The organism is Arthrobacter sp. B2a2-09, from assembly GCF_027587375.1.
Classification (GTDB): Bacteria; Actinomycetota; Actinomycetes; order Actinomycetales; family Micrococcaceae; genus Arthrobacter.
The window spans coordinates 19,371-45,470 of the sequence record NZ_JAMXIC010000009.1 but is presented as its reverse complement, the minus strand read 5'-3'; the positions used below and the strand labels follow the sequence as shown (position 1 = coordinate 45,470).

Annotated in this window: 26 protein-coding genes, 1 tRNA gene and 1 pseudogene; 12 read left to right on the top strand and 16 right to left on the bottom strand. The window is 63.4% G+C overall.

The window, feature by feature from the left end; genetic code table 11:
- Window positions 1–107: 107 nt before the first annotated feature.
- Complete coding sequence (locus tag NFJ07_RS11770) at window positions 108–761, top strand: SACE_7040 family transcriptional regulator (protein ID WP_269994537.1); 654 nt, start codon at window positions 108–110, stop codon at window positions 759–761.
- 95 nt (window positions 762–856) lie between these two features.
- On the opposite strand, the gene NFJ07_RS11765 is transcribed toward NFJ07_RS11770, so the two are convergent.
- Genes NFJ07_RS11765 through pdhA form a run of 3 tightly spaced genes read right to left on the bottom strand, consistent with a single transcriptional unit; the run spans window position 857 to window position 4,481 of the window.
- Complete coding sequence (locus NFJ07_RS11765) at window positions 857–2,308, bottom strand: dihydrolipoamide acetyltransferase family protein (RefSeq protein WP_269994536.1); 1,452 nt, start codon at window positions 2,306–2,308, stop codon at window positions 857–859.
- Window positions 2,305–3,315: an alpha-ketoacid dehydrogenase subunit beta gene (locus NFJ07_RS11760; protein WP_269994535.1), complete on the bottom strand. Its 1,011-nt coding sequence runs from the start codon at window positions 3,313–3,315 to the stop codon at window positions 2,305–2,307. Before NFJ07_RS11760 ends, NFJ07_RS11765 begins: the two co-directional genes overlap by 4 nt.
- Window positions 3,315–4,481 carry a pyruvate dehydrogenase (acetyl-transferring) E1 component subunit alpha gene (gene pdhA / locus NFJ07_RS11755; protein ID WP_442865347.1) on the bottom strand — a complete coding sequence of 389 codons (1,167 nt, stop codon included), beginning with the start codon at window positions 4,479–4,481 and terminating at the stop codon, window positions 3,315–3,317. The genes NFJ07_RS11760 and pdhA overlap by 1 nt, the downstream gene beginning before the upstream one ends.
- A gap of 195 nt (window positions 4,482–4,676) precedes the next feature.
- On the opposite strand from pdhA, the gene NFJ07_RS11750 reads away from it, so the two are divergent.
- The 4 genes from NFJ07_RS11750 (at window position 4,677) to NFJ07_RS11735 (ending at window position 7,025) form a co-directional block, all read left to right on the top strand.
- On the top strand, window positions 4,677–5,162 hold the full coding sequence (locus tag NFJ07_RS11750) for an Lrp/AsnC family transcriptional regulator (RefSeq protein WP_269994533.1): 486 nt from the start codon (window positions 4,677–4,679) through the stop codon (window positions 5,160–5,162).
- 26 nt (window positions 5,163–5,188) lie between these two features.
- On the top strand, window positions 5,189–5,890 hold the full coding sequence (locus NFJ07_RS11745) for a hypothetical protein (protein ID WP_269994532.1): 702 nt from the start codon (window positions 5,189–5,191) through the stop codon (window positions 5,888–5,890).
- 128 nt (window positions 5,891–6,018) lie between these two features.
- Window positions 6,019–6,432 (top strand): DUF4383 domain-containing protein, encoded by a 414-nt coding sequence (locus tag NFJ07_RS11740; RefSeq protein ID WP_269994530.1) that lies wholly within the window; start codon window positions 6,019–6,021, stop codon window positions 6,430–6,432.
- 29 nt (window positions 6,433–6,461) lie between these two features.
- Window positions 6,462–7,025: a hypothetical protein gene (locus NFJ07_RS11735; RefSeq protein ID WP_269994528.1), complete on the top strand. Its 564-nt coding sequence runs from the start codon at window positions 6,462–6,464 to the stop codon at window positions 7,023–7,025.
- A 212-nt stretch (window positions 7,026–7,237) separates the two neighbouring features.
- Here the strand turns inward: NFJ07_RS11735 and NFJ07_RS11730 are convergent, their stop codons facing one another.
- Window positions 7,238–8,854 carry a solute symporter family protein gene (locus NFJ07_RS11730; protein WP_269994526.1) on the bottom strand — a complete coding sequence of 539 codons (1,617 nt, stop codon included), beginning with the start codon at window positions 8,852–8,854 and terminating at the stop codon, window positions 7,238–7,240.
- Window positions 8,851–9,228, bottom strand: a complete 378-nt coding sequence (locus NFJ07_RS11725) for a DUF485 domain-containing protein (RefSeq protein WP_269994525.1) — start codon at window positions 9,226–9,228, stop codon at window positions 8,851–8,853. The genes NFJ07_RS11730 and NFJ07_RS11725 overlap by 4 nt, the downstream gene beginning before the upstream one ends.
- Before the next feature lie 164 nt (window positions 9,229–9,392).
- On the opposite strand from NFJ07_RS11725, the gene NFJ07_RS11720 reads away from it, so the two are divergent.
- From NFJ07_RS11720 to NFJ07_RS11705, 4 genes are read left to right on the top strand one after another with little or no spacing between them, the layout of a single operon-like run.
- Window positions 9,393–10,559, top strand: coding sequence for a histidine kinase (locus tag NFJ07_RS11720; RefSeq protein WP_269994524.1), 1,167 nt, complete (start codon window positions 9,393–9,395; stop codon window positions 10,557–10,559).
- A 15-nt stretch (window positions 10,560–10,574) separates the two neighbouring features.
- Window positions 10,575–11,294, top strand: a complete 720-nt coding sequence (locus NFJ07_RS11715) for a LytR/AlgR family response regulator transcription factor (protein ID WP_269994522.1) — start codon at window positions 10,575–10,577, stop codon at window positions 11,292–11,294.
- The gene (locus NFJ07_RS11710) at window positions 11,291–11,653 is read left to right on the top strand and encodes a hypothetical protein (RefSeq protein ID WP_269994521.1); all 363 of its coding nucleotides are present in this window, start codon (window positions 11,291–11,293) and stop codon (window positions 11,651–11,653) included. The genes NFJ07_RS11715 and NFJ07_RS11710 overlap by 4 nt, the downstream gene beginning before the upstream one ends.
- Window positions 11,650–13,122 carry a sodium/solute symporter gene (locus NFJ07_RS11705; protein WP_269994520.1) on the top strand — a complete coding sequence of 491 codons (1,473 nt, stop codon included), beginning with the start codon at window positions 11,650–11,652 and terminating at the stop codon, window positions 13,120–13,122. The genes NFJ07_RS11710 and NFJ07_RS11705 overlap by 4 nt, the downstream gene beginning before the upstream one ends.
- A 9-nt stretch (window positions 13,123–13,131) precedes the next feature.
- Here the strand turns inward: NFJ07_RS11705 and NFJ07_RS11700 are convergent, their stop codons facing one another.
- The 6 genes from NFJ07_RS11700 to rpsB form a co-directional block, all read right to left on the bottom strand.
- Window positions 13,132–13,716, bottom strand: coding sequence for a DivIVA domain-containing protein (locus NFJ07_RS11700; protein WP_269994518.1), 585 nt, complete (start codon window positions 13,714–13,716; stop codon window positions 13,132–13,134).
- Window positions 13,717–13,737: 21 nt separating this feature from the next.
- Window positions 13,738–14,661, bottom strand: a complete 924-nt coding sequence (locus NFJ07_RS11695) for a phosphatidate cytidylyltransferase (RefSeq protein WP_269994516.1) — start codon at window positions 14,659–14,661, stop codon at window positions 13,738–13,740.
- Window positions 14,661–15,218 (bottom strand): ribosome recycling factor, encoded by a 558-nt coding sequence (gene frr / locus NFJ07_RS11690; RefSeq protein WP_269994514.1) that lies wholly within the window; start codon window positions 15,216–15,218, stop codon window positions 14,661–14,663. Before frr ends, NFJ07_RS11695 begins: the two co-directional genes overlap by 1 nt.
- 102 nt (window positions 15,219–15,320) lie before the next feature.
- The gene (gene pyrH, locus NFJ07_RS11685; protein WP_269994512.1) at window positions 15,321–16,058 is read right to left on the bottom strand and encodes a UMP kinase; all 738 of its coding nucleotides are present in this window, start codon (window positions 16,056–16,058) and stop codon (window positions 15,321–15,323) included.
- A gap of 146 nt (window positions 16,059–16,204) precedes the next feature.
- On the bottom strand, window positions 16,205–17,041 hold the full coding sequence (gene tsf / locus NFJ07_RS11680; RefSeq protein WP_268023217.1) for a translation elongation factor Ts: 837 nt from the start codon (window positions 17,039–17,041) through the stop codon (window positions 16,205–16,207).
- Between the two features lie 121 nt (window positions 17,042–17,162).
- Window positions 17,163–18,050, bottom strand: coding sequence for a 30S ribosomal protein S2 (gene rpsB / locus NFJ07_RS11675; protein WP_269994511.1), 888 nt, complete (start codon window positions 18,048–18,050; stop codon window positions 17,163–17,165).
- A gap of 435 nt (window positions 18,051–18,485) precedes the next feature.
- On the opposite strand from rpsB, the pseudogene NFJ07_RS11670 reads away from it, so the two are divergent.
- Window positions 18,486–18,998 (top strand): annotated as a pseudogene (locus NFJ07_RS11670) (M23 family metallopeptidase); the annotation flags it as partial.
- On the opposite strand, the gene NFJ07_RS11665 reads toward NFJ07_RS11670, so the two are convergent.
- Window positions 18,996–20,186, bottom strand: a complete 1,191-nt coding sequence (locus tag NFJ07_RS11665; protein ID WP_269994510.1) for an acyl-CoA dehydrogenase family protein — start codon at window positions 20,184–20,186, stop codon at window positions 18,996–18,998. The pseudogene NFJ07_RS11670 and the gene NFJ07_RS11665 overlap by 3 nt on opposite strands.
- A gap of 237 nt (window positions 20,187–20,423) precedes the next feature.
- Here NFJ07_RS11665 and NFJ07_RS11660 point away from each other — a divergent pair, with 237 nt between their 5' ends.
- Window positions 20,424–21,527 (top strand): hypothetical protein, encoded by a 1,104-nt coding sequence (locus tag NFJ07_RS11660; RefSeq protein ID WP_269994508.1) that lies wholly within the window; start codon window positions 20,424–20,426, stop codon window positions 21,525–21,527.
- 85 nt (window positions 21,528–21,612) lie between these two features.
- Here the strand turns inward: NFJ07_RS11660 and NFJ07_RS11655 are convergent, their stop codons facing one another.
- Window positions 21,613–22,530 carry an alpha/beta hydrolase gene (locus tag NFJ07_RS11655; RefSeq protein WP_269994507.1) on the bottom strand — a complete coding sequence of 306 codons (918 nt, stop codon included), beginning with the start codon at window positions 22,528–22,530 and terminating at the stop codon, window positions 21,613–21,615.
- A gap of 97 nt (window positions 22,531–22,627) precedes the next feature.
- Here NFJ07_RS11655 and NFJ07_RS11650 point away from each other — a divergent pair, with 97 nt between their 5' ends.
- Window positions 22,628–23,500 carry an SGNH/GDSL hydrolase family protein gene (locus tag NFJ07_RS11650; protein ID WP_269994506.1) on the top strand — a complete coding sequence of 291 codons (873 nt, stop codon included), beginning with the start codon at window positions 22,628–22,630 and terminating at the stop codon, window positions 23,498–23,500.
- A 6-nt stretch (window positions 23,501–23,506) separates the two neighbouring features.
- On the opposite strand, the gene NFJ07_RS11645 is transcribed toward NFJ07_RS11650, so the two are convergent.
- The 3 genes from NFJ07_RS11645 to NFJ07_RS11635 form a co-directional block, all read right to left on the bottom strand.
- Window positions 23,507–24,409 carry an SDR family NAD(P)-dependent oxidoreductase gene (locus NFJ07_RS11645; RefSeq protein ID WP_269994504.1) on the bottom strand — a complete coding sequence of 301 codons (903 nt, stop codon included), beginning with the start codon at window positions 24,407–24,409 and terminating at the stop codon, window positions 23,507–23,509.
- Window positions 24,410–24,680: 271 nt separating this feature from the next.
- Window positions 24,681–24,754: transfer RNA gene (locus NFJ07_RS11640), tRNA-Ile, on the bottom strand.
- A 105-nt stretch (window positions 24,755–24,859) separates the two neighbouring features.
- Entirely contained in the window at window positions 24,860–26,062 is a 1,203-nt protein-coding gene (locus NFJ07_RS11635; RefSeq protein ID WP_269994503.1) for a glycosyltransferase, read from the bottom strand.
- Between the last annotated feature and the right edge of the window lie 38 nt (window positions 26,063–26,100).

The window sequence follows — 26,100 nt, the reverse complement described above, 5'->3', positions numbered from 1 at the left end:
CATAACTGGAATTTAGGTTAGTCTCTATTAACTGTGTTGTCCATCACCTCCGCACTGGGCCAGCCCTGGTATCGGCGCTGAATTGGACGCGTGCAAAAGGAGGAATTGTGGTCACCTTCCAGCGGAGCTCCCAACAGGACGGCCCAACCCAGCGGAGCCCCAGGCAAGAAAGCCCGACCCAGAGAAGCCAAGCCAAAGAAACACGGCGCAAGGCCCTCCTCACCGCCGCAGCCGGATTGTTCGCCGCGAATGGTTTCAACCGCGTGTCGCTTGAGGACCTGGGGGCCGCGGCAGGAGTCAGCGGCCCGGCGGTGTACCGGCATTTCCCAGGAAAACAGGCCGTGCTGGCCGAGCTGCTGTTGAGCGTGAGCCGGAATCTGCTCGACGGCGGCCGAACCGTGGCGTCCGAAGCCTCCGACGCCGAAGCTGCACTGCGCGGACTGGTGGAGTTCCATGTGGACTTCGCCCTCAGCAATCCCGATGTCATCCGGGTCCAGGACCGCGACTTCAGCAACCTCAGCGACTCCGACCAAGCCGAAGTCCGGACCCTGCAGCGCAGCTACGTGGAGCTGTGGGTGGGGGTGCTCGGCGAACTGCATCCCGACACGGATCCTGCCGAGCTGCGAGTCCGCGCCCACGCAGCCTTCGGCCTTATCAACTCGACTCCCCATTCGGTCCGGCACCACGGACGACGCATGGCGGTCAAAAGCGCCCGGCCCATCCTCGAGCGCATGGCCCTGGCCGCTCTGACGGTGCGCTAACTTCCCGCCCCGGCACCCCAACTGACTCGCAGTTGTTGTCGTTATGAGCCCTCAAAACGACAACAACTGCGAGTTAGTTGGGCCGGAACGCGCTGCTAGATCATGGTCATGACTGTTGCAGGATCGGACAGGATCGCGCCCAGGTCGGCCAGGAATTTCGAGCCCTGTTCGCCGTCCACCAGCCGATGGTCGAAGGACAGGCTCAATGACATCACCTGGCGCACCGCGAGTTCGTCGTTGTGCACCCACGGAGCTTTGCGCACCGATCCCAGCGCGACTATTGCGGCCTCCCCCGGGTTCAAGATGGGGGTCCCAGCGTCGATCCCGAAGACGCCGATGTTCGTGATCGAGATGGTCCCGCCCGTCAGATCCGCCGGGGAGGTCTTGCCTGAACGTGCCGTGTCCGTGAGTTCGGACAAAGCCGTGGACAGTTCCAGCAGCGTCATCTTGTCCGCGTCTTTGATGTTGGGAACAGTCAGTCCCCGCGGCGTGGCTGCTGCGATGCCCAGGTTCACGTAATTGAACTGCACGATCTCCTGTGCGCCTTCGTCCCAGCGGGAGTTCAGGCTCGGGTTCCTGCGCAGGGCAATCAGCACTGCCTTGGCCGCGATGGTCAAGGGTGTGAGCTTGTACCCGGCAAATTCGCGACTGGCCTTGAGCCGCGTCAGCAGTTCCATGGTGGGCGTGACGTCAACGGTCAGGAACTCCGTGACATGCGGCGCCGTGAACGCGCTTTGCACCATTGCAGCGGCCGTGAACTTCCGGACTCCCTTAATAGGGGTGCGTGTCTCGCGTTCAGCGGAGATCCCGACGGCGGGCGCGGCGGCCGGAGCGCCGACGCGGCCCAAAATCTGAACCTGCGGCCCGGCCGCGAAGTTCTGGACGTCCGAACGGGTGATCAGGCCTGCCGGCCCGGTTCCCTTGACCAGCTCAAGGTCAATTCCAAGATCCCTCGCGAACTTGCGGACCGGAGGGGTGGACCGCGGACGCTCTTGCTCCGCCGTCGGCTCGCGTTCCGCCGTCGTCTCGCTTGGAACCGCGAGCGGTGCCGGCTGTCCAACGGCGGAAACGGGTTCGACGCCGGGAACCGGTTCCCGGACGGGCTCGCGCTCAGCGGCGCCCCCGTCAAAGGCTCGCTGGCGGCGGGCCGGGCGGCCGGATTTTTCGACGACGGCGCCATAGCCTACGAGGTTCGGCTCGCGTTTTCCCGCCACCTCCGCCTGGCTCCCCGTGGAGGCCGCCTCGCCGGAAATGCCCGCATCGGAACCTGCAACACCGGAAGGTGAGGCCCCGGCGTCGTCGACTTCAAAAGAAACGATCGGCTTGCCGACCTCCACAACCGAACCGGCCTGTTCGTGCAAGGCGGCGACGGTTCCGGCGAAGGGCGAAGGCAACTCAACCACGGCTTTGGCCGTCTCCACCTCGGCGATGACCTGGTTCAAGGTCACGGTGTCTCCCACCGCAACCTTCCAGCTAAGAATTTCCGACTCAGTGAGTCCCTCGCCCAGGTCAGGCAGCCTGAATTCCTTAATCATGGTGGCGCTCATCCTTCCAGCCCGCTCAGGGAGTTGCCGCGGCCAAGTGCGCGGTCCACACCGTCAAGAATCCTGTCCAGATCCGGCAGGTGGTGCATCTCGAGCTTTGAGTACGGGTATGGGATGTCGAATCCCGTGATCCGGACCGGCGCCGATTCAAGGTAGTTGAAGCAGCGCTCCGTGATGCTGGCGGCGATTTCGGCGCCGAGCCCGCCGGATTGCGCAGCCTCATGGGTGATGACAAGCCTGCCGGTCTTGCGGACGGACGCCTCAACTAGAGGGAAGTCGATCGGAGCCAGCGAGCGCAGGTCGATAACCTCTACGGAGACTCCTTCGTCTGCGGCTGCCATTGCGGCGTCATTCGCGGTTTTCACGAGCGGGCCGTACGTCACCAAGGTGACGTCGCTGCCTGGGGTGACCACCCTGGCCTTCTCCATGGACAGCGCGGTGGAAAGATCTGCGGTCTCATCCACTTCGCCCTTGTCGTGGTAGCGGCGCTTGGGCTCGAAGTACAGCACCGGATCGTCCGAGGCGATGGCCTGCTGGATCATGGTGTAGGCATCCTGCGGGTTGGAGACGCTGATGACACGGAGGCCCGAGGTGTGGGTGAAGTAGGCTTCCGGGGATTCGGAGTGATGCTCTGGTGAACCGATTCCGCCGCCGAAAGGAACGCGGATGGTGATGGGCATCTTGACCCGGCCCTGTGTCCGGTAGTGCATCTTGGCTACCTGGCTGACGATCTGGTCGAATGCCGGGTAAATGAAGCCATCGAATTGGATTTCGCAGACCGGACGGTAGCCGCGGTAGGCCAGGCCGACGGCGGTGCCGATAATCGCGGATTCGGCCAACGGAGTGTCAACCACCCGGTGTTTGCCGAAGTCTTTCTGGAGGCCATCGGTGACCCGGAAAACGCCACCGAGCGCCCCGATGTCCTCACCCATGAGGACAACTTTGGGATCGTTTTCGAGGGACTTGCGCAGGCCGGCGTTGATGGCGCGGGCGAAGGTCAGCTTGCTCATCAGAGTGCACCTTCCTGGGTTGATCCGCTGAAGCTTTCCAGATAGCGGGAGTAGTGGTCCTTCTGGCGTTCGATCCAGGAGTTGGGCGTGCTGTAAACGTTCTTGAAGAGGTCAAGCGGCGCGGGATCGGGCATGTTGATGACGCCTGCCCGCAGGTTCCTTGCCACCTCGTCCGCTTTGGCCTGGGTCCTGGCTTCGACCTCTTCCGTCAGGAGGCCCTTGGTGCGAAGCAGCGCCTTGAGTCGGGCAATCGGGTCCTTGGCCGCCCAGTCCTCAAGCTCATTGGCGTCGCGGTAACGGGTGGGATCATCCGCCGTCGTGTGCGGGCCCATGCGATACGTCACCGCTTCGATGAACGTAGGTCCACCACCCTTGCGGGCCCGGTCCAACGCAATGCGCGTGACGGCCAAAACAGCCAGGACATCGTTCCCGTCCACCCGCATGCTGGGGATTCCGAAGCCCGAGGCGCGGTCGGCGATCTGGATATGGGACTGAATCCGGACGGGTTCGGAGATGGCCCAGTGGTTGTTCTGGCAGATAAAGACCACGGGCGCTTGGAAACTCGCCGCAAAGACCATTGCCTCGTTGACATCGCCCTCGCTCGTGGCGCCATCGCCGAAGTAGGCAACCGCGACGGAGTCTGCTCCGTCGTGCTGGATGCCCATCGCGTAGCCGGTTGCGTGCAGCGATTGCGAGCCGATGATGATCTGCTGGGTGGCAATGTTGTGGCGGTACGGGTCCCAACCGGACGACGCGTTGCCGCGCCACGCACGGACCAAGTCCGTTGGCTCCACACCGCGGCAGTAGGCAACGCCGTTGTCCCGGTAGCTGGGGAAGACAAAGTCGTCGTCCCGGAGGGCCCGGCCCGAACCGATCTGCGATGCTTCCTGGCCTAGCAGTGGTGGCCACAGGGCCAACTCGCCCTGACGCTGCAACGCGGTGGCCTCGGTGTCGATGCGGCGGATGGCCGTCATGTCCTCATACAGCGAGCAAAGCTGCTCGTCCGTGACATCGCTGACCCAGAGATCGAACTCCGGGTGGCTGATGCGTTCCCCCTCAGGGGAAATCAGTTGGACCAGATCCCCGCCGGTCCGACGCGGGCTTGCTGCACTGATTCCGGGATTCGAAGACTTGTAGGCGTCCTGGCCGGGTTCGTCCGTCAACACAGTTGATCGCACCTTTCAGCTCGTGCTCGCAGGCCTTTGGAGGGACTTGTGATCCGCCCGCGGGCCAGCATCCGGGCGCCGTCGCCTGGATTAATTGTGACCATACTCACAATGCTCATTGGGTACAACCACCGTTGAAAATTCTGCGCATTCTGCCCTATCTGGACCGTTGCCACCGTGCTAACGTTGCGCATTATGCAAGCTTTAGATGGCACCGACACCCGCCTGCTTTCGGCCATGGCGAAAGACCCCCGCGGCACCGTAGTTGCCTTGGCGCAGAAGCTGGGACTATCGCGGAATACGGTTCAGGCACGGATGGCCCAGCTGGAAAAGAAGCATGCGTTTCTCTCCTTCGAACGGCGCATCAACCCGGCCGCCCTTGGCTACCCCCTCATGGCATTCATCTCGGTGCACGTGCAGCAGCAAAAGCTTGGACAGCTTGCCTTGGACCTCGCCGAAATACCGGAAATCCTGGAGGGGTACGGCCTGACCGGATCGGCTGACCTGCTGCTGCGCGTGGTTGCGCTCGACGCCGAGGATCTGTTCCGGATCAACGGCAAGATCCTTGCGTGTGACGGAGTGGAACGAACCGACACCGCCATGTCCATGGGCGAATTGATTCCCTTCCGGGTGCAGCCGTTGTTGAATCGGACCACAAAGAAAGCACTCGGCACCAACTGATTTCCATCCCGGGAAGGGGAACCATCGTGAGCACCCCGCAAGTACCGCCACAGCCGAACCAGGACCCCCAGGCCGTCCCGCCGGCGTCGGGAGTTGGAGCGCCGCAGTACGGCAGCACGCCGCCGGACGGTCCACCCCAATATCGCCCGCCCTACGGCGCGCCGGGCCAAGGGGCGTATCCCCCGCCGGGCCAGTACCCTCCGCCGGGCCAGTATCCCGGCCCCTATTCCGGACCATACGGCCCGCCGGGCCAAGTGCCGTACCCTCCCGGCCCCTACGGAATGCCCGTCCCTCCGCCCGCGAAGAACCGAAAACTCCTCTGGATCATTCTCGCAGCGGCGGGCGCGGTCCTGGTGATGATCATCGTGGGCGTCGTCGTGCTGGTGAACGTGGTGGGAAGTGCCACGAACAGGGCCCGGGCGGTCTCGGACGATTTCACCCGCCTGATCGTGAATGGCCAAAGCTCGCAAGCCTACGACCAGTACATGCACCCTTCCCTCACCCAAAGCTTGACGAAAGAGGAGTTCGTCGCCGGCGTCGCGGGGCTCGGACTGGACAACACCTGCAAGCCCCACTACGACTCCGTGAACGTCAGTTCAGTCAACGGCACCAACACGGCCGACGTTGTTGGAACCCTGCAGTGCCAAGGCAAAATCCTTGATCTCAGGTACAGCTTCGAAGGCAATGATTTGAAGATGGACGCCATCCGTCTCCAGCCGCAGGGATAGCATCGAAAAAATTCGTCCCATCCCACCCATCCATAGCGCCGGGTGGTCCGAATATCTGGTTGAGAGCCCCGTCCGGGGTTTCGAACACAGGCCGGATACAAACCCGGCCATACCGGAAGGTTTGGACCATGCGCACTTCGCCCAACCGCCTGATCGCCACCATCTTTGGAGCCGTCTACCTGCTCGTGGGTGTCGTTGGATTCTTCGTCACCTCGGGAATTGGATTCTTCGCAACCGAGGGTGCCAATCTGATCATCTTTGCGGTAAACCCCCTGCACAACATCATTCACCTTGCCATCGGTGCAGCCCTGCTCTACTCGGGCATGAACAGCACTGTGCTGTCCAAGACCGTCAACACCACAGTCGGCGCCGTCTACCTGCTTGTCGGCATCCTCGGCCTGTTCCTCGTGGGCTCCGCCCTGAACATCATTGCCCTCAATGGCGCAGACAACGTCCTGCACCTGGCCAGCGCAGTGGTGCTTCTCGGCATCGGTCTCTCGCAGGACAAGGTTCCGGCCAACACCGCCAGGGCCCACGCCTAGAAGACCTCGAAACCCGGAAGGAGCCGTCCGTGTCAGCTCAAGCAGCGACGTCCGTGGGACCCACCGTTGGGGCCTCCCTCACCTTGTTTTCGTGTTTCGCGGGAATGGGGGCCGGCCTCGTGGAACTTTCCATCGCATCGAGCTACATTTCGAGCCGGGGACCGCTTGTGTGGGCGGGCGGTGTCTTCGCGGTCTGGGGCCTGGCGCTGCTCGCCAGCTCGATTGCCAGCCTCCAACGGGGGCGGCTCCGGTTCCGTAAGCCAACAAGCATGGGCCTCCTCGCGGCCGTGCTTGTCCACGTTGGATTCCTGGTTGGCGGCATGGCCCAAAGAGTGCTCGACGGCGGGCATCTGGCGGCTCTTTTCCTGGTCCTTATGGCGCTGGGATCCTCTGCCTGGCTCGCCCGCAGGTTCCGCGACGAAGACGGCGGAGCCGCCTCGGGTCCCCCGCGGGCCGGTGCGCTTTTGGGGGCTGCCTTCGCCGCCGCCGTCGTCGTCGCAGCAATTACGACGCCGGGGCTCGCCGCCTCGGTGGCCGGAGCGCACGCCGTCCCGCATGGAGAGCACTCGCTGCCGGGTAGCCATAACCACTAAGCCCGGATGCTCGCTCCCCTTTGGTGAAAAATACGGATCCCTCCTGCAGAACTTCTGCAGGAGGGATCCGCTTTTTGGCCTTGTTTGTGAGCGAGCGTTGGGCCAAACGGCCTTGTTTGTGAGCGAGCGTTGGGCCAAACGGGCTTGTTTGTGAGCGAGCGTTGGGCCAAACGGCCCGATATGTGAGCGAGCGTCGGACCGGGAGGAAACGCCTAGTGATTCACGGATTTCTCGGCTCCGACTCCGGTCAGGGAACGGACTTCCATCTCGGCCTGTTTCGCCGTGTCTTCGCGCCGCTTGTCCAGCACGGTTCCGAGCCAGCCAAGCAGGAAAGCGAGCGGAATCGACACGATTCCGGGGTTGCTCAACGGGAAGACGGCGAAGTTGGCACCCTGGATCATGGACGTCTTGGCCCCGGAAACAACCGGCGACAAGGCAATCAGGATGATGGCCGCCGAGAGGCCGCCGTACATGCTCCAAGTGGCGCCCTGGGTGGTGAACTTCTTCCAGAACAAGGAGTAGACGATGGTCGGCAAATTGGCTGACGCCGCCACCGCGAAGGCGAGCGCCACGAGGAAGGCTACGTTCTGGCCATTGGCGAAAATACCGCCAAGGATCGCAAGGACCCCGATGACCACCACAGTCCGCCGGGCCACTTTGACCTCCGTCCCGGCGTCGGCCTTGCCCTTGGAAATAACGTTCGCATAGATATCGTGGGCGAACGACGCCGCTGCCGTGATGGTCAAGCCAGCCACCACCGCGAGGATGGTAGCGAACGCGACGGCGGAGATGAAGCCCAGCAGCAACGGTCCGCCTAGGTGGAACGCGAGGAGCGGTGCCGCGGAGTTCACCCCGCCGGGGGCCGACTTGATGGTATCGGCTCCGACCAGTGCTGCCGCGCCGTAGCCGAGGACCAGGGTAAACAGGTAGAACAACCCGATCAGCCAGATGGACCAGACCACCGATTTGCGGGCTTCCTTGGCCGTGGGCACGGTGTAGAAGCGCATCAGCACGTGCGGCAGGGCGGCCGTGCCCAGGACCAGGGCCATCCCGAGGGACAGGAAATCGAGCTTGGAAGTCTCCGTCTTGCCGTACTGCAGGCCGGGATTCAGCACGTTCGGATTCTTTGCGGTATCCGCTGCTGCACCCAACAGGTTCGACAGGTTGAAGCCGTAGATGGACAGCACCCAGAGCGTCATGACTGCCGCACCGCAGATGAGCAGCACGGCTTTGATGATCTGGACCCAGGTGGTGCCCTTCATTCCGCCGATCAGCACATACATGATCATGAGGGCGCCGACGACGACGATCACCAGGGCCTGTCCGCCCCAGTCGCTGATGCCCAGGAGCAAGGAGATGAGGCTTCCGGCGCCGGCCATTTGTGCCAGCAGGTAGAAGAAGCAGACGGCCAAAGTGGAGAGGGCCGCGGCGATCCGCACCGGGCGCTGGCGCAGCCGGAAGGAAAGCACGTCGGCCATGGTGAACTTGCCCGTGTTTCGCAGCAGTTCGGCGACAAGCAGCAACGCCACAAGCCACGCGACAAGGAACCCGATGGAGTACAGGAAGCCGTCGTAGCCGTTGACGGCGATTGCCCCGGTGATCCCGAGGAAGGAGGCGGCGGAAAGGTAGTCGCCGGCGATGGCGGTGCCGTTCTGCGAGCCGGTGAACGAGCGCCCGGCGGCATAGTAGTCAGCAGCCGTTTTGTTGTTCCGGCTGGCCCGGAAAACGATCACCATGGTGACCAGGACGAACAGGGCGAAGATGCCCATGTTCAACAGCGTGGTGTCTTTCAGCGCGGCAACGTTGACCATCGGGACCATGGCGCTCATTTTGCTGCCCCTCTCACGGCGCTGCCCTTGTCGAACTCGTGGCCCTCGATCTCATTCCGGATTTCCGCGGCGATCGGGTCCAGTCTCCGGTTGGAGTAGTGAACGTACCAGGCCGTAATTCCGAAAGTTGAGACGAACTGCAGCAGGCCCAGGACCAGGCCGACGTTGATGTTGCCCCACAGCTTGGTGGACATGAAGCCCACCGCGTAGTCAGCCAGCAGGACATAAGCGAAGTACCAAAGCAGGAACGCGATGGCCATTGGAAAGACAAAACTACGGTGGCGCTTGCGGAGCTCCTGAAACTGCCCCGTCTGCTGGACTTCCTGGAAATCCACGGACGCCGCTGCGTCCGGTGTCTGGGCCTCGTTACCCATGGCTTCCTCCTGGTTGTGGACGTCTACATCGACCCCACACTCCTGGCCAATGTGACTGGAATCACTATCCGCCGGGCAGCTGCGCCACTTCCAGATCAATAGGCACAGGCGTCGCCCAGCGGACACGTTGCTGCGCCGAACGGCGGGTTCGCTAGTCTTGCTCCATGCCGGATTCCCCGCTCGTCACCGCCGCCGCCATTGCGGTCATCGTGCTCGCCGTGGCGGTCGTCGTCGGGGTGGGCCTCAAGGTGATCCGTTCCTTCCGCGAGCTGGGAACCGACGCCGAGAGGGCCACCTACCAGACCCTGCACGCGGCGTCGCGCGCGGGACAGCACCTGCGCACCGGGCTCCACGCGGCGGGAGCGGGCAAGGCGAGCAGGCAGTTGCGTTCCCTGCTTGGCTGCGACGCCTTGGCGATCACGGACACCGAGTGCGTCCTGGCGTGGGATGGCGCAGCTGAAGAACTCAAGGCCGCCCTGATGGAGCTCGCCTCGGGGGTTCTCTCCGACGGACGGACCGTGGTGGTCTCGGCTTCGCACGAACTGAACGCCGTCGTCGCGCCGATCCGGGCCGGAAACCGCGTGGTGGGAGCGGTGGCGGCCTTCGCGCCGCACGCCGGTGCGGGGTTGGTCCGGGCGACAAGCGAGCTGGCCGACTGGGTGGCCGTGCAAGTGGAATTGGCCGAACTCGACGCTTCCCGCACCTTGCTCATGGAGGCCGAAGTCCGGGCCCTGCGCGCGCAAATCAGCCCCCACTTCATCTACAACTCGCTCAACGCCATTGCCGCGTTCATCAACACTGATCCCGCCAGGGCCAGGGAGTTGGTGGTCGAGTTCGCGGATTTCACCCGGTATTCCTTTCGGCGCCACGGCGATTTCACCACCCTGGCGGAGGAACTTCGGAGCATCGACCGCTACTTGCTGTTGGAGAAGGCCCGCTTCGGAGACCGGGTACAAGTGAGCCTCAGGATCGCGCCCGAAGTCCTGAGCACAGTGATTCCCTTCCTGAGCCTGCAACCGCTGGTGGAGAACGCCGTGCGCCATGGGCTTGAGGCGAAGGAAGGGCCGGGGCACATCAGCATTTGTGCCAACGACTCCGGGGCCTTCGCGGAGGTGACCATTGAGGACGACGGCGTGGGCATTGATCCTGAACACCTGCGGTCGGTCCTGGCCGGGCACGCAGACGGCGACCATGTCGGACTGCGGAACGTCGATGCCCGCCTCCGGCAAGTCTATGGAGATGAACACGGCCTGGTCATCGAGACCGCGCCGGGCGAGGGCACCTTGATCACCATCCGCGTGCCAAAGTCCCAGCCACGCCATGACGCCTGAGGCTAATCTATAACCATGATCAACGTACTCGTCGCCGACGACGAGCTCCCCGCCGTTGAAGAGCTCGCCTTCCTGCTGGGCCGGGACGAGCGTATCGGTACCATCCACCGCGCAGCCTCGGGCGCCGAAGCCCTCCGCGCCCTCGAAATGGAGTCCGTGGATGCTGTCTTCCTGGACATCCACATGCCCGCGCTTTCCGGCCTGGACATCGCGCGTGCCATTTCGTGCAGCGCCCGCCCTCCCGCCGTCGTCTTCGTGACCGCCGACGAAGACTGTGCGCTCGAGGCGTTCGAACTGGCCGCCGTCGACTATCTGCTCAAGCCGGTGCGTGCCGAGCGACTGGCGCGGTCCATCAGCCGCATCAGTGAGCTCATCAAGGACGGCAGCAAGGTGCCCGAGATGATCACGGTTGACCTGGGCGGAACAACCCGGATGATCCGCAGGGACGACGTCAGCTACGTCCAGGCCCAGGGAGACTACGCCCGGCTCCACACCGCGGAGGCTAGCTACTTGATCCGGGTACCCCTGAGCGACCTCGAACAGCAGTGGGCAGATGCCGGATTCATCCGCATCCACCGCTCCTATCTGATGTCCCTCAACCACGTAGGGCACATGAAGCTCGCCGCGGCACGTCCAAGCGTCACTGTGGCCGGAGCCGAACTGCCGATCAGCCGCAGGCACCTTCCGTCCGTGCGGGACAAGCTCGAGGCCACCCGGATCCGGCCACAAGGATGACCCGGGTCAGGGTCACGGCCCCGCAGCCGGCTGCCAGGATAGCTCCGAAGCGTCCATACCATTCGCGCGAGGCTGCCGAGGACTCCGACGTCGGGCAGGTCTTCGTCCGGTCACTCATCCGTTCGCAATTGCGCCTAGCTGTGGTGGTGGCTTCCGGATTCCTGCTGGTGCTGGCCGCCTACGGTTCCATGGTGGCGCTGGTCCCTGAGCTCGCGAAGATGCGGATATTCGGCATCCCGGTAAATTGGATCATCCTCGGAGCGGCGCTATACCCGGTGATCGGTCTGAGCGCATGGCTGTACAACCGCTCGGCGGCAAGGAACGAAGCCCGTTACCGTGATCTTGTGGAGGATAAATGAATCCCGCCGTAGGGCTCGCGGCTTTCCTGGGTGTGGCGCTCGCGACGGCGGCGATCGGCTTCTACGGCGTGCGCATTTCGCGCACCACGGGCGACTTTTATGTGGCATCGCGCACTGTCCGGCCGTGGTGGAATGCCTCGGCGATCGGCGGCGAATACCTGTCAGCAGCGAGTTTCCTGGGTGTCGCGGGGCTGATCCTGCTGACCGGAACGGACGCCCTCTGGTTCCCCGTGGGCTACACGGCCGGCTACTTGATGCTATTGCTGTTCGTGGCTGCCCCCTTGCGCCGATCGGGTGCCTACACGATCCCGGATTTCACGGAGGCCAGGCTCGAGTCGAAAGCCGTGCGCCGCGTCACGAGCCTCGTGGTGGTTGCTGTCGGGTGGCTCTATATCGTGCCGCAGCTTCAAGGTGCCGGGCTCACCATCCGGATCAGCACAGGATTGCCTTCGTGGGTGGGCTCCATCGCGGTGGTCGCGGTGGTCTGCGTGACGGTAGTGGCCGGCGGGATGCGTTCCATCACCTTCGTCCAGGCTTTCCAATACTGGCTCAAGTTAACGGCTTTGGCCGTGCCTGTCGTGTTCCTCCTGCTGAACCAGACGGGCGGCGGCTCACCGGTCCTGGCGGAGGCATCCAGCAATCCCACGGGCCTTCCCGCAGCCGGGCTTTACCAGACTGTCTCGCTCTTGGTGGCGCTGCTTTTCGGAACGCTGGGACTCCCCCACGTCCTTGTCCGCTTCTACACCAACCCGGACGGCCAATCGGCACGCCGGACCACCCTTATCGTGCTGGGCCTGTTATCAGTCTTCTATTTATTCCCGACGGCGTCCGGCCTGCTAGGTCGGGTCTTCGCACCTGAGCTTGCACGCAACGGACGGCCCGACGCCCTGGTCCTTCTGCTGCCTGGAAAGCTGCTGGGCGGGGTGCCCGGCGATCTGCTGTCGGCGTTGGTCGTTGCCGGTGCCTTTGCTGCTTTCCTCTCGACGACGTCGGGATTGGTGGTTTCGCTGGCCGGCGTCATCAGCCAGGACCTTCTTGGCGGGAGCGTGCGGGGATTCCGGGCGGCCGCCCTCCTGGCCGCCGTCGTCCCCTTGGCTTTTGCGTTCACCACGGATTCGATGGCCCTGGCCGGCAGTGTAGGGCTGGTGTTCGCTTTCACGGCGTCCACCATTTGTCCCGTCCTGCTGCTGGGCATTTGGTGGCGTGGCCTGAGCGACACAGGCGCGATTGCCGGCATGCTGACGGGTGCCGTACTCTGCGGGGGTGCCCTGGTATCAAGCACGATCATCGGTTCCGCTGCGCCCGGATGGCTTGCCCAGCCCGCGGCTTGGACAGTGCCAACCGCGTTTGGCGTGATGGTGCTGGTCTCCCGGGCCACGAAACACCGGGTCCCCGGGACCGTGACCCGGCTGATGACCAGGCTTCACGTCCCGGAACGGCCGGTGGCCACGGAACGGCGGCTCCGCTGAGGGAGTTTGCTAGTCGATGGCCGCCATGAGTTCGACCACCCGGTCCAGGAAGGCATCAACCTGCGCCTCTTCGTAGCCGTCGTGCCCGCGGGCCTCGGAGAAAGCGGCTCGGCGGACGTTGTCGACGCTCAACGGTTTGTCGTTTTCCAGATAACCGATCAGGGAGACGCACAAGGCATCTACCTCGGCGATGTTGTAGCTGCGCGCACGGTTCTTGTCCGGCCGGCGGAAACGTTCGCCATCAGGTCGGTGCAAACGGCCGCGCAGCACTCCGGAAAGTTTGCCTATCTTCAGCAACCAGGCTTCCTCCCCTTCGGCTGCTATCAGCTCGTCACGTTCGCGTCGGGCGAAGGCATCTTCGAGGCGGTCCAATGCGGCGTCCACAGCGGTGGCGTCGTAGCCGCCCTTGACAGGATCAAACGAAACCGCACGGACATCGCTGCTGCCGATTTTCTCCGATGATTCGGCCCTGTTTTCAAACGACAACCGGGCGCGCTGGAAAAACTGGTCGACTTGCTTTGCGTTGTAGCCGTACTTGCTGTGCGCCACGCGCTCAAATGCTGCGGGGATCTGGCGACGAATGTCCACTGCCACTGCTTTCCTTCTGGGTGGTTGTCAGGCGCCGCTCAACAGCGCGAAAAGAATAAATGCTGCCGGAGCCGCGAAGACGATCGAGTCGAGGCGGTCCATGACCCCGCCGTGTCCGGGCAGGATGCTGCTCATGTCCTTGACGCCAAGTTCCCGTTTGACCATGGACTCCGCAAGGTCACCGGCGGTAGCCGCGGCCACCATGCCTACGGCAAGCACCACGCCGACCCACCACGGCCTATCCAGGACGAAGATGCTGGCGAGGATCCCGATGACCATGGCACCTGCCACCGAGCCAGCGAACCCTTCCCAGGTCTTTTTGGGGCTGATCTTGGGAGCCATCGGATGCTTGCCGAACAGTGCCCCTACGAGGTACCCGAAAGTATCGTTGGACACCACCAGCAACAGCATCACGGCGATCTGCCAGGCACCCGCCGGAACCTGCCCGGCGGGCCAGGGACCCGCCGTCGTCGCGCCCCCGCTGGCATGGAGGGGCAAGATGGCAAAGCTGATCAGGAAAGGCACCCAGGCAAGGGTGAAGATTCCGGAGAAGACGCTGCGGGGAGCTCCGGCGGCGCTTTCAAGGGAACGCCAGAGCAGGACGGCCGTGCTGCTAAGCACCATCGCGAAGAGCAGGCTTTCGGTGCCACCGAAATAGGCGGCCAGCGGCATCGCCACGGTACCGGTCAGCACAGGGATGATCGGCATCCGGGTGCCCTGGCCTTCGAGCGCACGGAAAATTTCCCATACACCGAGAACCGCGAACGCGGTGGTCAGGAGGACGAACCCCAGCGGCAGGAACAGCAGCCCGCCGAGAACGGCAAAGAGCATGGCGAGCCCGACGCCGATGGCGGCCGGAAGATTCCGGCCGGCCTTGGGCGTCGGGTTGCCTCGTTGGCGCCTGGCGCGGGTGGGAATTCCCTGCGCGGGCGCCGGCTCAGCCTCGCTCATCAGACCTCGAGCAGCTCGGCTTCCTTGCGCTTGAGGAGCTCGTCGATACCATCGACGTGTGCCTTGGTGATGGCGTCGAGTTCCTTTTCGCCGCGGGCACCCTCGTCTTCGCCGGCTTCGCCGTCTTTGACGAGCTTGTCCAGGGAGTCCTTGGCCTTGCGCCGGATGCTTCGGATGCTGACCTTGGCGTCCTCACCCTTGCCTTTGACGATCTTGACGTATTCCTTGCGCCGTTCCTGGGTGAGTTCCGGGATGGTGATCCGGATGACGTTGCCGTCGTTGGACGGATTGGCGCCTACCTCGGAATCGCTCAGGGCCCTTTCGATGTCGCGCATTGAGGTCTTGTCAAAGGGCGTGATCAGGATGGTCCTGGCGTCCGGAATAGCGAAGGAAGCCAGCTGCTGCAGCGGTGTGGGGGTGCCGTAGTATTCCACGATCACCTTGTTGTAGAGTCCGGGGTTCGCGCGACCGGTACGGATCGACGCGAAATCCTCCTTGGCTACCTCGACCGCCTTGTCCATCTTTTCCCCGGCTTCGAGCAAGGTTTCTTCGATCACGGTTTCTCCTCAGAAATAGTCGCGCCCCGGTCCACGGGCCGCAATGCACAATAAATTTCCGCCCCTGCGGGCGGAAGAGTCCTAGAAATATCCTAGCCCTTGCTAGGGAGTGACCAGGGTGCCCAGCTTTTCGCCGAGGATGGCCCGGGTGACGTTCCCTTCGCCTTCCATGCCGAAGACAACCATGGACAAATCGTTGTCCTTGCACATGGTCATGGCGGTCTGGTCCATGACGCGGATGTCACGGCGCAGGGCCTCGTCGTAGCTGAGCCTTTCGAGCTTCTCGGCTGTGGGATCCTTCTTGGGGTCCGCGGTGTACACGCCGTCCACACCGCTCTTTGCCATGAGAACGACGTCGGCGTGCACTTCGAGCGCCCGCTGGGCGGCCACGGTGTCGGTGGAGAAGTACGGAAGACCTGCGCCTGCACCGAAGATGACCACGCGCCCCTTCTCCATGTGGCGGATGGCACGGCGCGGAATGTAGGCCTCGGCTACCTGTCCCATGGTGATGGCGCTCTGGACGCGGGTCTCGACGCCCGCTTGCTCCAGGAAGTCCTGCAGCGCGAGGCAGTTCATGACTGTGCCGAGCATGCCCATGTAGTCGGCGCGGGAGCGGTCCATGCCGCTCTGGGACAGTTCGGCGCCGCGGAAGAAGTTACCGCCGCCGACGACGATTGCCACCTCGACCTCGGAAACAGCTGCGGCGATTTGCTTGGCGATAGCGCGGACGGTTTCCGGGTCCACACCCAGCTTTCCGCCGCCGATGACCTCGCCGGACAGCTTCAGCAGCACACGACGACGGGTCTTCTCCGGATGGATTGCAGTGTTCTCGGTTTCCATGGTGCCTTCCCGTTTGTGGACTCTGGCTAGATTATCTTGCTGGGGGCCGGGCAGAAAGCTGCCGGCTGTAGATGCACCCGGTGTGGGCCTGCCGTTGCATGCAAAAGGGGCGGCCACCGAAGTGACCACCCCTTTTGTATGTCTAACTAGTTTCCGACGCGGAAACGGGCAACTGCAGTTGCCTTGACGCCGGCCTCTTCGAGAACCTGTGCAACGGTCTTCTTGGAGTCCTTGGCGAATGCCTGGTCCAAGAGAACTTCGCCCTTGTAGAAGCCCGTGACGCGGCCTTCAACGATCTTGGTGAGAGCGGCTTCCGGCTTGCCTTCGGCCTTGGCGGTCTCTTCGGCGATGCGGCGCTCGGACTCGACCAGTTCGGCCGGGACGTCTTCGCGGCTCAGGTAGTTCGGGGCCATGGCTGCAACGTGGACAGCGACGTCGTGGGCTGCGGTAGCAGCGGCGTCGCCCTCGCCCTCAACGGCGAAGAGGACGCCGACCTGGGCCGGGAGGTCCTTGGAGGTCTTGTGCAGGTAAGCGTCAACCGTGCCGCCTTCAATGCGGGCAATACGGCGGACAACAACCTTTTCGCCGAGAACGGCGCCTTCTTCGACGACAACCTCGGAAAGGGGCTTGCCGTCGACGTCGATGGCCAGCAGGGTCTCGAGGTCGGCAGCGCCGGACTCGACGGCGACTGTCAGGACCTTGTCGGCCAGCTGGATGAACTTGTCAGCCTTGGCGACGAAGTCGGTCTCGCAGTTGACCTCGATCATTACTCCAACGCCGCCGGTGACCTTGGCTGCAACCAGGCCTTCGGCGGTGGAGCGGCCTTCACGCTTGGTAGCGCCCTTGAGGCCCTTGATGCGGATGATCTCGATGGCCTTCTCGGCGTCGCCGTTGGCCTCGTCAAGAGCCTTCTTGACGTCCATCATGCCGGCGCCGGTGCGCTCGCGCAGGGCCTTGATGTCAGCAGCAGTGTAGTTCGCCATGTGAACCCCTCTGTCTAGAAATTTATGTGTTTACGGACTGACAGGACGGCAGCCCACCAAGTGGGCCGCCATCCTGTCAGTAGCTCCCCGCACCGAAATCCGGCGCAGGAAAGGTCCGGATTTACTTGTCTGCTTCGGCTTCGCCAGCAGCAGCTTCGGTGGCCTCGGCGGCCGGGGCTTCGACAGCTTCCGCAACCGGAGCTTCAGCGGCTTCGGCTGCCGGAGCTTCAGCCGCTTCGGCCTTGCTGCCTTCGAGGAGCTCGCGCTCCCACTCAGCCAGCGGCTCTTCCGGGGCCTCTGCAGCACCGGTTGCGCGCTGGTTACGGGCGATGAGGCCCTCAGCAACGGCGTCGGCAACCACGCGGGTCAGCAGGTTTACGGAGCGGATGGCGTCGTCGTTACCCGGGATCGGGAAGTCAACTTCGTCGGGGTCGCAGTTGGTGTCCAGGATGGCAACAACCGGGATGTTCAGCTTCTTGGCTTCGTCAACAGCCAGGTGTTCCTTCTTCGTGTCAACAACCCACAGAACGGAAGGAGCCTTGGTCAGGTTGCGGATACCACCGAGGTTGGTTTCCAGCTTGGTGAGTTCACGCTTGAGGAGCAGGAGCTCCTTCTTGGTGTAACCGGAGCCTGCGACGTCCTCGAAGTTGATCTCTTCGAGTTCCTTCATGCGCTGGATGCGCTTGGCGACGGTCTGGAAGTTGGTGAGCATACCGCCCAACCAACGCTGGTTGACGTACGGCTGGCCAACACGGGTAGCCTGCTCAGCAATTGCTTCCTGAGCCTGCTTCTTGGTGCCGACGAACAGGACGGTGCCGCCGTGGGCGACAGTGGCCTTGACGAACTCGAAAGCGCGGTCGATGTAGGACAGCGACTGCTGAAGGTCAATGATGTAAATGCCGTTGCGCTCCGTGAAGATAAATCGCTTCATCTTCGGGTTCCAACGACGGGTCTGGTGTCCAAAGTGGACGCCGCTGTCAAGCAGCTGGCGCATAGTTACGACGGGCATGCCGACGCTCCTTCCGGCAGGTCATTCATGAGAGAGCCACACGGGCCGCTCTTACCCTGCCAATAGTTGACGGTTGTTTAGCCGGACCCGAACGGGCTTTGGCTCCTGGCATCCATTGCGCTTCTCATCCGGCCAATGACTCGCCGGACCGCAAGAGGCACAATCCTCCGCAGCATTGAATCCGCGGGGATTCGCAGTTGGAGGGTTGGATACGCGTAGTCAGCCTGGGACCCCCGCGCAACTGAATGAGAAGCGCTTCTGAACAAGCTTGAGGGCACAGCAAACTGCTCCACCAAGTGTACTACAGCGCCTTCAGCCTCATGACCGTAAACCCTCCCGGTTCAGGCTCCGTCCGTCGGCAGATTTCCCGCCCCTTTTTCCACATAGCCGAACTGGCGGCTTTCGGGACGTACACCGCCAACCAAGGCTTGTTCCATGAGAACTGAACATCTTCTGGCCTACGTTCTTTTGGTCCTTGCCCTGGGCGCGGCGCCGGCCGTTGCGTCGCCACCGCCGGGCGCAACCACCCCGTCCGGCACCCGCCCGGACTGGGCGTGGCCACTCTCCCCCAAGCCCGCCGTCGTGCGCGGTTTCGACCCTCCGGACAAACCGTGGTTGAGCGGGCACCGCGGCGTGGATTTGCAAGCAGCCGACGACGGCGCGCCGGTCGCCGCCCCCGCCGACGGCACGGTGAGCTTCGTGGGCGTCGTGGTGGACCGGCCGGTGATCACCATCGACCACGGGGGCGGGCTACGAAGCAGCTTTGAGCCCGTAGACAGCGAACTCGAACAGGGCGCCTTGGTCGGCAAGGGTCAGCCAATCGGCGCCGTGGTGGCCGGCCACTGCGCGGGATCCCCGTGCCTTCACTGGGGATTGCGGTCCGGGGAGGACTATGTCAACCCGCTTGCCTTGGTCACGGATCTCCGGCCTTCCGTGCTGCTGCCGCTAGACGATGGCGGAAATCCCCGTGATGGCCCGCCCCGTGACAAGGGTGTTGATTTCGTGGGTGCCCTCGTAGGAGTAGATCGCCTCGGCGTCGGCGAAGATCTTGGCCATCTCATAGTCCGTGACAATGCCGTTGCCGCCAAGGATGCCCCGGCCGAGGGCAACGCTTTCGCGCATGCGTGCCGTGGTGAAGGCTTTCGCCAGCGCGGATTGCTCGTCCTTGGCCACACCGGCATCCTCAAGCTGCGCGAGACGGACCATCATGCCCATGGAGCTGACCGTGTTGCCCAGGATCTGCACGAGTTGTTGCTGAACCAATTGGAATGAAGCCAGGGGCCTCCCGAACTGCATCCGTTCGACCGCGTAGCGGCGGGCAACGTCGAACGCCGCAAGCTGCTGGCCCACAGCCTGCCACGCGACCGAAAGCCGTGTGACTTTGAGGACCTTGTTGGTGTCCCTGAAGCTGTTGGCATTCGCCAGTTTGAAGAAGTCCGGAACCACCACGTTTTCGAGGGTGATATCGGCATTCTGAACGGTCCGCAGCGAAATCTTGTTCTCGATCTTGCTGGCCTTGAATCCGGGGAGGCTGGTGTCCACCAGGAAACCCTTGACCTGATTGTCGCCGAGGTCGCGGGCGAAGACCACAACCCAGTCCGAGAAGGTGGCGTTGCCGATCCAGCGCTTGGCCCCGTTGAGGATCCAGTTGTTGCCGTCGCGAAGCGCAGTGGTCCGGGTGCCGCCTGCGACGTCCGAGCCGCCCAAGGGCTCAGTGAGTCCAAAGGCGCCGATCTTCTTGAGGGAGTAGATGTCCGGCAGCCAGGCATCCTGTTGTTCTTGAGATGCCAACGCTTCGATGGAACCGGTGAACAAGCCGTCATGAACGCCCATGAACGTGGCAATTGAGGCATCGGCGCGGGTTGCCTCTGCATGGACAAGGCCAGCGAACACGTTGGAATAGCCTTGACGCCTTACCGGGCTGACCAGGTCAATCTCAGCCAGCTTGGGAATCAGGTCCATGGGGAACTCCCCACGGTTCCAGCAATCGACGGCAATCGGCTTGACCTCACGGGAAAGGAAGGCCCGGATCTCAGCCAGCCGGTCTTGCTCCTTGCCCGTGAGCAATTGCTCAAAGCCATAGAAATCGCCGTCGGCGTATGGAAGATTCTCGAGGTCGATTGCTGCCTTGGACATGGCGCTCCTTCGCATAAGTTACTGATGAGTAACTTACAGCAATGGCAGTCCTCCACACAAGCAACCAGGCGCACTCACGAATGGCCGACGGCTGCTTGCGTGGCGTCATCGTCCGAGGCAGAAACAGTTGCCGTTAACCTCCGGGCCTCCGGGTGTTTGCCCTTTGCACGGCTCGCTCCCAGACCGCTTCCCTAGGTTGGCAGTGACATCGTTTCCCCAATCTAAGGACGATTTTCAATGGCTGTTACACCCAACAAGCTCAAGCGGACTTCGATGGTATTGGTGGGCGCCGCAGTTGCTGCTTCCACTCTTGCCTCCGTTGCCCTGCCGGCATCCGCTGCTGACGAGGGAGAAGCACACGCCTCGGCCGCCGGATTCACCGTGAAGACCTTTTCCCCGGTCGGCACCGAGTCAGCGCCCGACGACATCACCCGGATGGGCGATTCCGTGTACGTATCGTTCCAGAATGGCGTTGGCCCCTTGGGCGAGGCTTCAGCAAACGGCGCCACAGCCAGCACCGTTCAGCAGTTCAGCCTCGACGGAAAGCCCGGTAAGTCCTGGCAAGTCACGGGCAAGGTTGATGGGCTTACGGCCGATCCGGAACACCACCGCCTCCTCCTCACCGCCAACGAGGACGGCAACTCGAGCTTCTCAACCCTCAGCCCGGACCATGCGAAGCCGCTGACCACGTACACCTATTCGGGCCTCACCCACGGTGGTGGAACCGACGCCGTATCTGTCGTGAACGGCAAGATCCTCGTCAGCGCCTCAGCGCCAGTCGATAGTTCGGGTCCCGCCGCCTATTCCGTCGCATTGGAAGGCACCACTGCCAAACTGACGCCTCTCTTCGGCGACAGTGCTACGGCTACCGCAGCCAATGGTCCCCAGGCTGGAAAGTCAACCACGCTTGGCCTCACAGACCCGGACTCCAACACCCAGGTTCCGGCCGCCGCTCCGCGGTTCAAGAAATCCTTCATGCTTGACGCGCAGGCGGACAAGCAGTTGATCTTCGCCTCCAACCCGGGCAGCGGCGAGCAAGCTCTCCAGGTACTGTCGGTTTCCCAGCCCCTGGATGACACTGTGTTCGCGGCCCACTCCAACCAGACCCTTCTGGTCACGGACCCGAAGGACAACAAGGTCTTCTCCATCACCGGCCCGTTCAGGGCCGGCGAAGCCGTCTCCACCGTCGTACCCGACGCAGGCCCCGCGTACTTGGCAAACCTGGACCTGGGCACGGGTGCTCTCGCCCCGATCAAGGAACTTGCCTCCATCCAGCCCAAGGGCCTGATGTTCACCGGCGGCGCCGAGGACAACTCGCAGGACGGCCAGCGCTCCGAGTAACGGTCACCTTCGAAGGAGCCCCTGACTGCGCTTCCGCGCGTCAGGGGCTCCTTTCGTGCAGGGCTAGCCGTCCCGGCCGAGCGATTCAGCCTGCCGGGCCCAACTGAGCTCGAAGCCATGCATCGATGTGTTCGAGAGCGGCCCGTGCCATCGGCGTCGAGTGTCCGGTGAAGCCGTGAGGGGAGGCAGGGTAGATTCGCAGGTCGACCTCGACGCCGGCGTCCGACAGCCGTGCGGCCATGGCGAGATTGTCTTCCAGGAGGATGTCCTCGCTGCCGATCACCATCATGATCGGCGGTAGGCCCGCGAGCTCGGAGAAGAGGGGTGAGAGGTCGGGGTGGGTGCGATCCGGAGCGGTCCCCGCATAGGCGTCAAGAAAATACTCGTCGGCGATCAGGCGTCCGGCTGTCGTTTTCGCGGCGAGGTCGTAGGTGCCGAACTGCAGCACGCCGCCGTTGAATGCCGTGACCCCGCGGTCGCGCAAGCGCACAAGCGTAGATACCGCCAACGTCGAACCGGCAGAGAAGCCACCGATAGCGAGTTTCGCTGTGCCAAAGCGGCCTTCAGCGTGCTCCACCAGCCACAGCGCTACTGTCTCGCAGTCGTCGGGTGCGGAAGGCCAAGGGTGCTCGGGAGCGAGCCGGTAATCCACACTGACCACTGCAATACCCAACGCGTCCGCAAGCCGTCTGTTGCGAACGTCGCTTCCGGCAGCCGAGCCCATGTAGAAGCCGCCGCCGTGGATTTCCAGGAACACGCCGGCCACCGGCCTGCTGACCGGCACGTGGATCCGCACCGGAACGCTTCGGCCAAGTGCGCTTACCAGCTCTGCGATTGGCTGTGGATCACACGTTGCAGGTGCTGCCGCTCCCGCTCGGAGTGTGTGCAGCTCCTCCCGACTGCTCGGACCACGGCCGGCCGGCCGCCGGGCGTAGAAGGCGTTGGACTCATCGACGAATGACCACAATTCAGGATCGATCGGCGACGGCAATTCGAAGCTCACAAGATAACTCTAAGATGCGCATCCGGCTCGTGAGTTCAGTAGGTATTGCCCGCAGCCCGCCGTGGCGCGTTCGGCCCGGTAGGGGCAGTATGGAGGGATGAACGCTCCCAGCGCCGATAGTCCGGCGCAGGGTGGCTCTGTTGGTTCCGGGGCCGGCCTGCACCCGTGGAGCCGCTATGTGGCCTTGGGTGACTCCTTCACCGAAGGGGTAGGAGATCCAGAACCCCGCAGCCCAGGGGGCCTGCGAGGCTGGGCGGACCGGGTCGCGGAAGAACTGAGCGCCGGACACGAGGATTTCGCTTACGCGAACCTGGCGGTCCGTGGACGATTGCTCCATCAGATCCTGGATGAGCAGGTGGGCCCTGCGATGGCCCTTCAACCGGATCTGATCACCCTCAATGCCGGGGGCAATGACCTGATCTTCCGCAGAAGTGATCCCGACAAACTCGCCATCCGGATGGACGCCGGCGTGCGACTCCTGGCCTCTACCGGCGCAACGGTTGTGCTGTTTGCCGGCCCGGACTGGGGCGCTACGCCCGTGCTGGGACGGACCCGCGCCCAGGTAGCCATCTTCAACGAGAACCTGCGCACCATTGCCGCACGCCACGATGCGGTAATCGCCGATCTGTGGGCTCTGCGTCAGCTCACCCACCCACGAATGTGGGATCCGGACCGGCTGCATTTCTCTCCCTTGGGCCAGCACACCATCGCCATCATGGTGCTCGATACCCTCAACGTCCCCCACACCTTGGAACCGATGACGCCGAAAGACCTACCCGAGCGCACTTCGCGCGAAGCAAGGGCCGACGACATTATCTGGGCACGCGAGCACTTGTTCCCATGGGTCCTGCAACGTCTCAAACAAGGAATTTCCGACGACGGGCGGCACGCAAAGCGGCCCGATCCGGGCCCGGTGTTTGGCGCCTGGATGCCGCCCGGAACGTTCGTGGGGAACGATCCACCAAACTGATCAAAGTTATGACGTGACGGTGGCCAGCAGCGCTCGGCTCTCCTCGATGTAGCGGTCGCTGAAAGCGGCGTCGCTCACCTGCGCGGAGGCGGCCAGCGGCTTGCCTTGCTCGTCATAGTAGGTCCCAGTCGCAGCGGATGAGTCTGTGAGGATCCGGGAGATGACGTGCGCCGCGCGCTTCGAGGTTGTGAAGTGCGGGAAGACCGTGAGGAGCGGCGCGAGAGCCTTCGCTATGAGACGAACGGCAGCAGGGAGTTCGCCGAGGTTGGAGCCGGGGTTGACCCCTGGTTCGATTGCCCGGAACCGCAGGCGCGGGAATTCGCGGGCGAGGCTGAACACGGCGGCGAGGTTGCCCTGCTTCGAGGTGGCGTATGCGTCCATTCCCGGGCGGCTTGAGCCGCCGGGTGTGTACTCGCCCCGCGCAGCGGCTTGAGCCGAGATGAAGCGGCTGCCGCGGAACCCGGCTCGCACCGCCGGAATTCTCGCGGGGTCCTCCACCGCGGATGTGATGAAGATGACGTTGGTGCCGTCCGCGAGGGAGGGAATGAGTGCCTCCGTGAATGCAAGCGGTCCCAAGTGGTTCGTCGCAAAGGACAGCTCCCAACCCTGCTTGCTGGTCGCGGGCGTCGACAGCATGACGCCGGCGTTGTTGAGCACGCCGCGGATCGGCAGGTCGAGAGCGGTGATTTCCGCGGCAGCTCGACGAGAGCTCACGACGTCGGAAAGGTCGGCAACGACGACGACGGCGGCGCCTCCCCGGCCAGCGATTTCGGCCGCGACCGTGGCGAGCTTTTCGGGGCTTCGACCGACGAGCACGACGGTGCCGTGGCGGGCGAGCTCCAACGCCGTCGCGTGACCGAATCCCGAAGCGGGGCCGGTGATGACCCAAGCGGGCGCGGATGTAGTCATGGGGTTGCTCCTGTTTCAGTTGGCGAGGGGCCGGCGAGTGCTCGCCACATCGCGGCGAACGCGGTCGAGCTCCGAATGCCGGTTGGGTCTGGATGCCGGATGAGGTCGTCTATGGTGGTGTCCGCGATCGAGGACATGAGGGCAGTGGTGAAGCCGAGCGGCGTGGCCTGTGCCGGAAGCACCGGCACAGGCCACCAAATAGGCCACCAAGCCGAGAACCAGGCAAACGCCAAAGGCCCCAGCAACCGCTTGGTTGCTGGGGCCTTTCGGGTAGGGCTACTCGGACTTGAACCGAGGACCTTAGGATTATGAGTCCCGCGCTCTAACCAGCTGAGCTATAGCCCCGAGTCGGCCAGGCGGCCGCTTTGTCAGCGTCCTCCCAGCCAAAACACTCTAGCAAAACAATTCGGCTCCCGATGCCAACCGCGAGACTACGCCGTGTCTACGTGACTAGATGACCTTGTCCTCATAGCTCGCCCCGCGATAGAGGTCCTCGAACGTCTGCAGTGTGCCTTGGATGCTGTGCGGCTCCACCATGGCGCGGCTCGCCTTGCCCATGGCTTCGAGTTCGCCATCCGGCAGACGGAAGAGCTCGGTGATCCGGGCTGCCAGCTCGTTGCTGTCCCCGGGCGTGAACAGATGCCCGTTCTCGCCTTCGCGCACAAGGTGCGGCAGGGCCATCGCATTGGCGAGAAGAACCGGCGTCGACGCCGACATCGCCTCGAGCGTCACGAGGGACTGCAGTTCGGCGGTTCCGGGCATGCAGAACAGGTCAGCGCGAATGTACGCCGTCCTCAGGTCCTCATCGCTCGCCAGGCCCAGGAACCTGACCCGCTCGCCCAGGCCCAGGCCCAGGCGCTTGGCTTGGGCCTCCAATGCGGCGCGGACCTCGCCGCCGCCGACAATTTCAAGATGCACATTGAGTTCGGCCGGTGTCTTCGAGACGGCGTCGATCAGGACGTCCACATGCTTTTCTTCAGCAAGGCGGCCGACAAAGAGAACGGTGGGGTTGGCATGCGGCTCGATCTCTTCGCCCGGCCCCAGTTCATAAGCGGCCGCGTCAATACCGTTGGACAGAGGCAGGACCTTGCGAAGGAAAGCGTGCTGGTGCATGGCCTTCGCGGCAAGCGGCGTGGGAGTGGTGACGACGTCGGCCAGGCCCATGACCTTGCCCATGTCTTTCCACGAGACCCGCCCGATGATGTCCTTGAACCACTGCGGGAACGGCAGGAACGGGTTCAGGTTCTCAGGCATGAAGTGGTTGGTGGCTATGATCCGGATGCCCCGCTTCTTGGCCTCGTACAGAACGTGTTCGCCGATCATGTAGTGGCTTTGGATATGAACGACGTCGGGCTGCACCTTGTCGAAGAGCAGCCGAATGTCGTTCTTGATTTCCCAGGGGTAGCAGATGCGAAAGTACTCGTGCGTAAAGACTCCGTGGGACTTCAAGCGGTGCACCGTGCCTTCATCCCCGAACTCGGTGAAGCTCTTGCCGTTGTCCGCCCGGCAGGCCAGCACGTGGACGTCGTGCCCCCGGGCCTTCATGCCTTTGGCAAGCCGGTACCCGAACTGAGCAGCACCGTTGACCTGCGGGCGGTAAGTCTCCGCCGCAATCAGGATGGTGAGGGGTTTGTTGGTTTCGGGAACGGTCACGTGGAGAACTCCTGATGGTCACGGTGCGAACATCGCAA

Bases quoted from the DNA above. Each gene is read 5' to 3' on its own strand.
- NFJ07_RS11765 (WP_269994536.1), bottom strand. From the start codon at position 2,308: ATGAGCGCCACCATGATTAAGGAATTCAGGCTGCCTGACCTGGGCGAG.
- NFJ07_RS11760 (WP_269994535.1), bottom strand. From the start codon at position 3,315: ATGAGCAAGCTGACCTTCGCCCGCGCCATCAACGCCGGCCTGCGCAAG.
- NFJ07_RS11750 (WP_269994533.1), top strand. From the start codon at position 4,677: ATGCAAGCTTTAGATGGCACCGACACCCGCCTGCTTTCGGCCATGGCG.
- NFJ07_RS11740 (WP_269994530.1), top strand. From the start codon at position 6,019: ATGCGCACTTCGCCCAACCGCCTGATCGCCACCATCTTTGGAGCCGTC.
- NFJ07_RS11730 (WP_269994526.1), bottom strand. From the start codon at position 8,854: ATGAGCGCCATGGTCCCGATGGTCAACGTTGCCGCGCTGAAAGACACC.
- NFJ07_RS11725 (WP_269994525.1), bottom strand. From the start codon at position 9,228: ATGGGTAACGAGGCCCAGACACCGGACGCAGCGGCGTCCGTGGATTTC.
- NFJ07_RS11720 (WP_269994524.1), top strand. From the start codon at position 9,393: ATGCCGGATTCCCCGCTCGTCACCGCCGCCGCCATTGCGGTCATCGTG.
- NFJ07_RS11715 (WP_269994522.1), top strand. From the start codon at position 10,575: ATGATCAACGTACTCGTCGCCGACGACGAGCTCCCCGCCGTTGAAGAG.
- NFJ07_RS11710 (WP_269994521.1), top strand. From the start codon at position 11,291: ATGACCCGGGTCAGGGTCACGGCCCCGCAGCCGGCTGCCAGGATAGCT.
- NFJ07_RS11705 (WP_269994520.1), top strand. From the start codon at position 11,650: ATGAATCCCGCCGTAGGGCTCGCGGCTTTCCTGGGTGTGGCGCTCGCG.
- NFJ07_RS11695 (WP_269994516.1), bottom strand. From the start codon at position 14,661: ATGAGCGAGGCTGAGCCGGCGCCCGCGCAGGGAATTCCCACCCGCGCC.
- pyrH (WP_269994512.1), bottom strand. From the start codon at position 16,058: ATGGAAACCGAGAACACTGCAATCCATCCGGAGAAGACCCGTCGTCGT.
- tsf (WP_268023217.1), bottom strand. From the start codon at position 17,041: ATGGCGAACTACACTGCTGCTGACATCAAGGCCCTGCGCGAGCGCACC.
- rpsB (WP_269994511.1), bottom strand. From the start codon at position 18,050: ATGCCCGTCGTAACTATGCGCCAGCTGCTTGACAGCGGCGTCCACTTT.
- NFJ07_RS11665 (WP_269994510.1), bottom strand. From the start codon at position 20,186: ATGTCCAAGGCAGCAATCGACCTCGAGAATCTTCCATACGCCGACGGC.
- NFJ07_RS11660 (WP_269994508.1), top strand. From the start codon at position 20,424: ATGGCTGTTACACCCAACAAGCTCAAGCGGACTTCGATGGTATTGGTG.
- NFJ07_RS11650 (WP_269994506.1), top strand. From the start codon at position 22,628: ATGAACGCTCCCAGCGCCGATAGTCCGGCGCAGGGTGGCTCTGTTGGT.
- NFJ07_RS11645 (WP_269994504.1), bottom strand. From the start codon at position 24,409: ATGACTACATCCGCGCCCGCTTGGGTCATCACCGGCCCCGCTTCGGGA.